The 6,535-nt window shown below is 70.1% G+C and carries 7 protein-coding genes; 3 read left to right on the top strand and 4 right to left on the bottom strand.

Annotated elements, in window-relative coordinates; all coding sequences use genetic code 11:
• Positions 1-227 precede the first annotated feature (227 nt).
• The 3 genes from WCJ52_RS10635 to WCJ52_RS10625 all read right to left on the bottom strand — a co-directional run bounded on the left by WCJ52_RS10635 (position 228) and on the right by WCJ52_RS10625 (position 2,812).
• Positions 228-896, bottom strand: coding sequence for a superoxide dismutase (locus WCJ52_RS10635; protein ID WP_336903284.1), 669 nt, complete (start codon positions 894-896; stop codon positions 228-230).
• Positions 897-1,035: 139 nt separating this feature from the next.
• Positions 1,036-2,121, bottom strand: a complete 1,086-nt coding sequence (aroC, locus tag WCJ52_RS10630; protein WP_336903283.1) for a chorismate synthase — start codon at positions 2,119-2,121, stop codon at positions 1,036-1,038.
• A 10-nt stretch (positions 2,122-2,131) separates the two neighbouring features.
• Positions 2,132-2,812, bottom strand: a complete 681-nt coding sequence (locus WCJ52_RS10625) for a dienelactone hydrolase family protein (RefSeq protein WP_336903282.1) — start codon at positions 2,810-2,812, stop codon at positions 2,132-2,134.
• A gap of 70 nt (positions 2,813-2,882) precedes the next feature.
• On the opposite strand from WCJ52_RS10625, the gene pdxH reads away from it, so the two are divergent.
• Genes pdxH through WCJ52_RS10610 form a run of 3 tightly spaced genes read left to right on the top strand, consistent with a single transcriptional unit; the run spans position 2,883 to position 5,562 of the window.
• A complete protein-coding gene (pdxH, locus tag WCJ52_RS10620) occupies positions 2,883-3,545 on the top strand; it encodes a pyridoxamine 5'-phosphate oxidase (RefSeq protein ID WP_336903281.1) in 663 nt (220 codons plus the stop codon).
• Positions 3,542-5,047: an AAA family ATPase gene (locus WCJ52_RS10615; RefSeq protein ID WP_336903280.1), complete on the top strand. Its 1,506-nt coding sequence runs from the start codon at positions 3,542-3,544 to the stop codon at positions 5,045-5,047. The genes pdxH and WCJ52_RS10615 overlap by 4 nt, the downstream gene beginning before the upstream one ends.
• Positions 5,044-5,562 carry a thioredoxin family protein gene (locus WCJ52_RS10610; protein ID WP_336903279.1) on the top strand — a complete coding sequence of 173 codons (519 nt, stop codon included), beginning with the start codon at positions 5,044-5,046 and terminating at the stop codon, positions 5,560-5,562. Before WCJ52_RS10615 ends, WCJ52_RS10610 begins: the two co-directional genes overlap by 4 nt.
• Here the strand turns inward: WCJ52_RS10610 and WCJ52_RS10605 are convergent.
• Positions 5,559-6,535, bottom strand: a 977-nt coding sequence (locus WCJ52_RS10605; RefSeq protein WP_336903278.1) for an NAD(P)/FAD-dependent oxidoreductase, incomplete at its 5' end; no start/stop codon positions are given. The genes WCJ52_RS10610 and WCJ52_RS10605 overlap by 4 nt on opposite strands.

Genomic DNA, 6,535 nt, shown 5'->3' with positions numbered 1-6,535 from the left:
GTCACCGTATCCCGGCCGACCCTGGGCGAGACCTGCACCCTGACCCTGGGCTGAGTCCCCCGCCGCACCCCAGTCGACCTCTCAGTAGACCCCCTCCGTCCCGGGACGGGCGTCCCGGTCCACCTCCCCCTTGGGGGAGGAATTAGAGCGCAATTGCTCCCCCCAGGGGGAGCTGTCGGCGAAGCCGACTGAGGGGGTCAACGACGTCTCAGCTGAACCCGAGCGATCTACTTGCCCTTGTGGGTTGCCGTCTCGAACAGCCGGTTGGCCTCGTTCCAGTTCAGAACACCCCACCAGCCCGACAGGTAGCCGGCCCGGTTGTTCTGGTATTTCAGGTAGTAGGCATGCTCCCAGACATCGTTGGCGATGATTGGGGCGCCCTTGACCGGGGCGTCGCCCATCAGGGGATTGTCCTGGTACGGCGTGCTGATCACCACCAGGTGGTCACCAGTCCAGACCAGCCAGGCCCAGCCCGAACCGAAGCGCTGGACCCCGGCGGTCTGGAAGGCGGCCTTGAAGGCATCGATCGAGCCAAAGTCCTTGCGGATGCGGTCCGCCAGCGCCGCTGAGGGCTTGCCGCCCGCACCTGGGGGCGCCATCAGGGTCCAGAAAAGGGTGTGGTTGTAGTGGCCCCCGGCGTTGTTGCGGACCACAGGCGGCTGGTTCTGGACGTCGGCGAGGATGGCCTCCAGGGACTTGCCCTGAAGGGCCGGGGAAGCCTTCACGGCAGCGTTCAGGTTGTTCACATAGGCCTGATGATGCTTGCCATGGTGGATGCGCATGGTCTCGGCGTCGATGACCGGCTCCAGGGCCTCATAGGCGTAGGGCAGGGGCGCAAGGCTGAAGGCCTCGGTGGCGGCAGGCGCGGGCGCAGGTGCCGGAGCCGGGGCAGCCATTGCGAGGCCAGGCAGGCTGAGGGCGAGGACTGCAGCGGCAATACGGGCAGGTAAAGGCATGAGGGCTCCTGACGCTCCGGAACGGGGCTTGCCTAGGATGGGCGCTTCGGGACCGGTCTTCAATCGCAGTGACCTGGGTCTAGCCCACCTGGCCCCGTTGCCTCAGGAAGGCGTCGGCCAGCACGCAGGCGGTCATGGCCTCCACCACGGGCACGGCGCGGATGCCGACGCAGGGGTCGTGCCGGCCCTTGGTCCTCAGATCGATCTCCTCGCCGTCCGCATCCACTGACCGCCGCAGGGTCAGGATGGAAGAGGTCGGCTTGAAGGCGACCCTGGCCGTGACCGGCTGGCCGCTGGAAATGCCCCCGAGGATCCCCCCCGCGTGATTCGACAGAAAGACGGGACCTTCGGGCCCCATGCGCATCTCGTCGGCGTTCGCCTCGCCGGAGAGGGCCGCGGAGGCGAAGCCGTCGCCGATCTCCACGCCCTTGGCGGCGTTGATCGACATCAGGGCGGCGGCCAGTTCGGCGTCGAGCTTGCCGTAGAGGGGCGCGCCCCAGCCGGGCGGAACGCCGATCGCCTCGACCTCGATCACGGCGCCGGTGGAGGAGCCGGCCTTGCGCACCTGCTCGAGGTGCGCCTCCCAGACCGGGACGATCCCAGCATCAGGCGCCCAGAAGGGGTTTTCCGTCCGCTGATCCCAGTCGAAGCGGGACCGGTCGATGGCGTGGGGTCCGATCTGCACGACCGCCGCCCGGATAGCGACCCCCGGGATGACCTTCCTGGCGACGGCGCCAGCCGCCACCCGGGCCGCGGTCTCCCGCGCCGAGGACCGTCCGCCCCCGCGATAGTCCCGCACGCCATACTTGGCGTCATAGGTGTAGTCAGCGTGGCCCGGCCGGTAGGCTCGGGCGATCTCGGAATAGTCCCGGCTGCGTTGGTCGACGTTCTCGATCATCAGCGAGATGGGCGTCCCGGTGGTCACCGCACCGCCCGTGCGTTCATCCTCGAAGACCCCGGACAGGATCCGCACCGCGTCCGGCTCCTGGCGCTGGGTGACGAACTTGCCCTGGCCCGGCCGCCTCTGGTCGAGGAAGACCTGGATATCCTCCGGCGTCAGGGCCAGGCCAGGGGGGCACCCATCCACCACACAGCCCAGGGCCGGCCCGTGGCTTTCGCCCCAGGTGGTGACGCGGAACAGGTGCCCGAAGGTATTGTGCGACATGCGGCCCGGCCTAGCCGCCGTTTGCGTGGAACAGGGCCAGGGTCCGTTGCCGGGCGAGTGTCGCGCTGGGTTCGTGGTAGTCGGTCCGGCGGTCGGACTGGAAGCCATGGCCCGCATCGTAGATGTGCACGGCCACCTCGGGGTGTAGCTCGGCCACCCGCTCCACACCGGGCAGGGGGATGCCGTGGTCGTGGGCGCCGAAGTGCAGGATCGTCGGGCACTTCGGCTCCAGGCTCGCCTGGGTTGGGATCATGCCCCCGTAATAGCCGGAGGCGGCGGCCAGGTCGCCGGAACGGGCCGCCATGGCCCAGGTGACCGACCCGCCATAGCAATAGCCGGTCATGAAGACCGGGCCCTTGGCCTTCAGGGCGTCGATGCAGGTCTGGGCGTCCTTCAGCGAGATCTCGAAGTCGTGCAGCTGGCGGGCCACCTCGATGGCGCGCTGGATGTCCGCCTCGGAATAGCTGGCCTCGAAGCCAGGGACCTCGCGGTCATAGAGCGCCGGTGCCAGGACCTCGTAACCCTCGTCGGCGAAGAGGTCGCACTGCTCGCGGATATGCTCGGTGACCCCGAAGATCTCCTGGATCAGGACCAGGCCGCCGCGCCGATCGCCCGTGGGCCCCACGTGGTAGACGCCGATCTCGGCGCCATCGCTCATCTTCATCCGGATCATCTGTCCGCGCGTCGCCATGGGATCCCTCCTCGACCGGGCTTTGTCGCTAGCCATACCGTCGGCGGCCCGGCTGCGCTATAGGGCGCGAATGACCAAGAAACCTCCCATTCCCCCGTCGCCCACCGAGGACGAATACCTCAAGGCCGTGGCCGGCGCCGACCTTCCGCCCTTGACGGCGGAGGACCCGATCGCCCTGTTCGCCGACTGGCTGGCCGAGGCCGTCAAGGGCGAGGTCAACGATCCCAACGCCATGGCCCTGGCCACAGCCGACGCCGACGGCCTGCCGGACGTGCGCATGGTCCTCCTGAAGGACGCCGGGCCCGACGGCTTCGTCTTCTACACCAACCTCGACAGCGCCAAGGGCCAGCAGCTGGCCGCCAGCGGGAAGGCGGCCCTGCTCTTCCACTGGAAGTCCCTGCGCCGACAGGTCCGGGTGCGCGGGACGGTCTCGGCGGTCAGCGAGGCGGAGGCCGACGCCTACTGGGCCACCCGGGCCCGGCCCGCCCAGCTGGGCGCCTGGGCCTCACAGCAATCCCAGCCCCTGCCCGACCGCCTGGCCTTCGAGAAGGCCATCGCCGCCTACGGGCTCAAGTTCGGCCTGGGCAAGGCACCGCGCCCGCCCCACTGGTCGGGTTTCCGGATCACGCCCTCGCACATCGAGTTCTGGCGCGACCGGGCCTTCCGCCTGCACGAACGGCTTGTCTTCGAGGCGGCGCCCGGCGGCTGGACGACAAGCCGGCTCTATCCGTGACACCGGAGGCCGGTGACGAGGCGGCGGTCGACGCCTTCTTCACCGCCCTGGGCGGGCGCCGGATCGAGACGGCCTGCAACCGCGTCTACCTGGCCGGAGACACCGCCTGGAAGGTCAAGCGGCCGGTGGACCTGGGCTATGTGGACTTCACCACCCTGGAGCAGAGGCGGCAGGCGGCTGAGCGGGAGATCGCCTTCAACGCCCCCGCCGCCCCCGACATCTACCGCCGGGTCCACGCGGTCACGCGCACTGGCGACCGGCTGGAGCTGGACGGGGCCGGTGCCGTCTTGGACTACGCCGTCGAGATGCGGCGGTTCGACGAGGGCTCTGTCCTGTCGGCCCGTCCGGAGGGGGTCGACGGCGCCCTGGCCGAGGCCCTCGGCCGGGAAATCTCCCGCCTCCACGCCGCCGCGCCCCTCCGTCCTGAGGGCGGCGGTGCGGACGGCCTGGCCTATACCATCGACTCCAACGCCCACCTCCTGACCGGCCTCGCAGACCGCCTCGGCCAGGACGCTGTGGAGGCGGTGATCGCGACCACGGCGGGACGCTTTGCAGACGCCTCCCGGCTGCTGGAGGCCCGCCGCCGGGCCGGCTTCACCCGCCGCTGTCACGCGGACCTGCACCTTGGGAACATCCTGCTGGAGGACGGTCGCCCGGTCCTTTTCGACTGCATAGAGTTCAATGACCGCCTGTCGGATATCGACATCCAGTACGACCTCGCCTTCCTGTTGATGGACCTGGACTTCCGTAACCGTCGCGACGCCGCCTGCCGGGTGCTGGACGCCTGGCTCGACGAGGCCGCCCGGCGGGAGGGCGAGGGTCTCCGGGAAGGCCTGGCCGTCCTGCCCCTCATGCTCTCCGTCCGGGCGGTGGTGCGCGCACACGTCGAGGCCAATTCCGGCCATGACGAAGGGGGCCGGGCCTACCTGGCCGCTGCCCTTCGCCACCTGCAGCCCGAGCCGCCGCGCCTGTTCGCCGTGGGCGGGATGTCCGGGACGGGCAAGACCACCCTGGCCCGGGCCGTCGCCCCACAGCTGGGCGCCTCGCCCGGCGCGGTCGTCCTGCGGTCAGACGAGATCCGCAAGCGGCTGTCCGGCGTCGCGCCCACGGACCGCCTGCCGCCTGAAGCGTATGTGCCGGGAATGTCAGACCGCGTCCACACGGCCCTGTTCGCCGAAGCCACGAGCCTGCTCGCCGCCGGGCGGTCCGTGATCCTGGACGCAACCTTCCTCGATCCGGGTCCGCGACACGCTGCGGCTGACCTGGCGGACCGCCTGGGCCTGCCCTTCGCCGCCGTCTGGCTGGAGGGCACCCCGGAAGTCCTGAAGACCCGCCTGGCCGGCCGGTCCGGAGACGCCTCCGACGCCGACGTCCAGACCCTTGAACACCAGGCGACACGGGACACCGGCCCGATCACCTGGCCCCGGCTGAGGGCGGAACTTGACGCTGGCCCCGCCGCGCTGGAAGTGTTCGGCACAAACCCAGGAGCTGCCCCGAGATGAACCGCCGCCGCCTGATCCTGACTGCCGCCGCCGCGACGGCCGCAGCCCCACCCGCCCTGGCCGCCCGGCCGGCGCCGCGCATGTCGATCGCCACCTTCGCAGAGCTGAAGACCCCCCTGCCCCTGCCCTATGACGAGGCGGCCGACGCCAACGCCGTCGTGGACCGCGCCCGCGCCGAGGCCCGCCGCAAGGGCAAGCGGCTGATCATCGACCTTGGCGGTAACTGGTGTCCGGACTGCCGGGTCCTGGCGGGCACCATGGCTCTCCCGGAACTCGACCGGTTCATGAAGGCCCACTTCGTGACGGTGATGGTCGATGTGGGTCGCTTCGACCGCAACCTGCAGATCCCGGCGCGGTACGGCATCACTTCACGCCTGCCGGGGGTACCGGCCCTGATGGTGATCGACCCGAAGACAGACCGGCTTCTCAACCCCGACAACTTCAGCGCCCTGTCCAGCGCCCGGAACATGTCGCCCCAGGCCCTGGCGGACTGGATCGCTGGCTGGGCAGCCTAGATCCCGAGCCGTCCGGCGACCTCCTCGCCGATGGCGAGGGAGCTGGTCAGGCCCGGGCTCTCGATCCCGAACAGGACCGCAAGACCTTCCAGGCCGTGGGCCTCCGGGCCGTCGATCCGGAAGTCCGGCTGGGGCTGGCCGGGTCCATGGAGCTTGGGCCGGATCCCGGCATAGTCCGGCTGCAGGGCACCCTCCGGCAGGCCTGGCCAGAACCTGCGGATATAGTCGGCGAAGACGGCGGCGCGGGCGGGATCGACGGAATAGTCCAGGGTCTCCACGAACTCGAGATCCGGACCGAAGACCGCCTGGCCTCCGAGGTCGCGACGGTAATGCGTGCCCAGGGCGCCGTGGATCGGCGGCGGATAGATCAGCCGGGCAAAGGGCGCACGTCCCGAAAGCCGGAAATAGACGCCCTTGCCGTAGTGGGCCTCCGGAATGGAGGTCGCGGAGAAGCCCGAGATGCGGGCCGCGGCCGCCTGGGCGTCGAGGCCCGGGGCCGTGACCAGGCGCGCGGCGGTCAGGACGGTCGGCTCCGACCCGCCCGCCCGGATCCTCCAGCCGCCACTGGCCAGGGGCTCGGCCCCCTCGAAGGGCGTCGAGAGGGCGACGGTGCCACCGCGGGACTCGATCTCGCCCTGGAGGGCCAGCATGTAGCCATGACTGTCAAAGACCCCGCTCTCCGGCGAGAGGAGGGCCGCATCGCACTTGAGGTCCGGCTCCAGGACGCGAGCCTGGGCGGCGGATAGCAAGGCCATCCCCTCGACGTCATTTGTAAGGGCCTGGGCGAGGATGCCATCGAGTCGCCCGAGTTCCTCGGGAGCGTTGAACACCACCAGCTTGCCGCAGCGATCGAAGGCGACGCCGTGCGCCTCCAGAAACGGGTACAAAGCCCGGCGTCCCTGGACGCACAGGCGCGCTTTCAGCGATCCGGTGGGGTAGTAGAGCCCGCCATGGACGACCTCGGAGTTCCGCG

The organism is Phenylobacterium sp. (assembly GCF_037138395.1).
GTDB lineage: Bacteria > Pseudomonadota > Alphaproteobacteria > Caulobacterales > Caulobacteraceae > Phenylobacterium.
The sequence above is the reverse complement of the archived record's forward strand: the minus strand, read 5'-3'. Positions and strand labels throughout refer to the sequence as shown.

Coding starts and splice junctions, on each gene's coding strand:
- WCJ52_RS10610 (WP_336903279.1), top strand. CDS start 5,044: ATGAACCGCCGCCGCCTGATCCTGACTGCCGCCGCCGCGACGGCCGCA.
- WCJ52_RS10625 (WP_336903282.1), bottom strand. CDS start 2,812: ATGGCGACGCGCGGACAGATGATCCGGATGAAGATGAGCGATGGCGCC.
- aroC (WP_336903283.1), bottom strand. CDS start 2,121: ATGTCGCACAATACCTTCGGGCACCTGTTCCGCGTCACCACCTGGGGC.
- pdxH (WP_336903281.1), top strand. CDS start 2,883: ATGACCAAGAAACCTCCCATTCCCCCGTCGCCCACCGAGGACGAATAC.
- WCJ52_RS10635 (WP_336903284.1), bottom strand. CDS start 896: ATGGCTGCCCCGGCTCCGGCACCTGCGCCCGCGCCTGCCGCCACCGAG.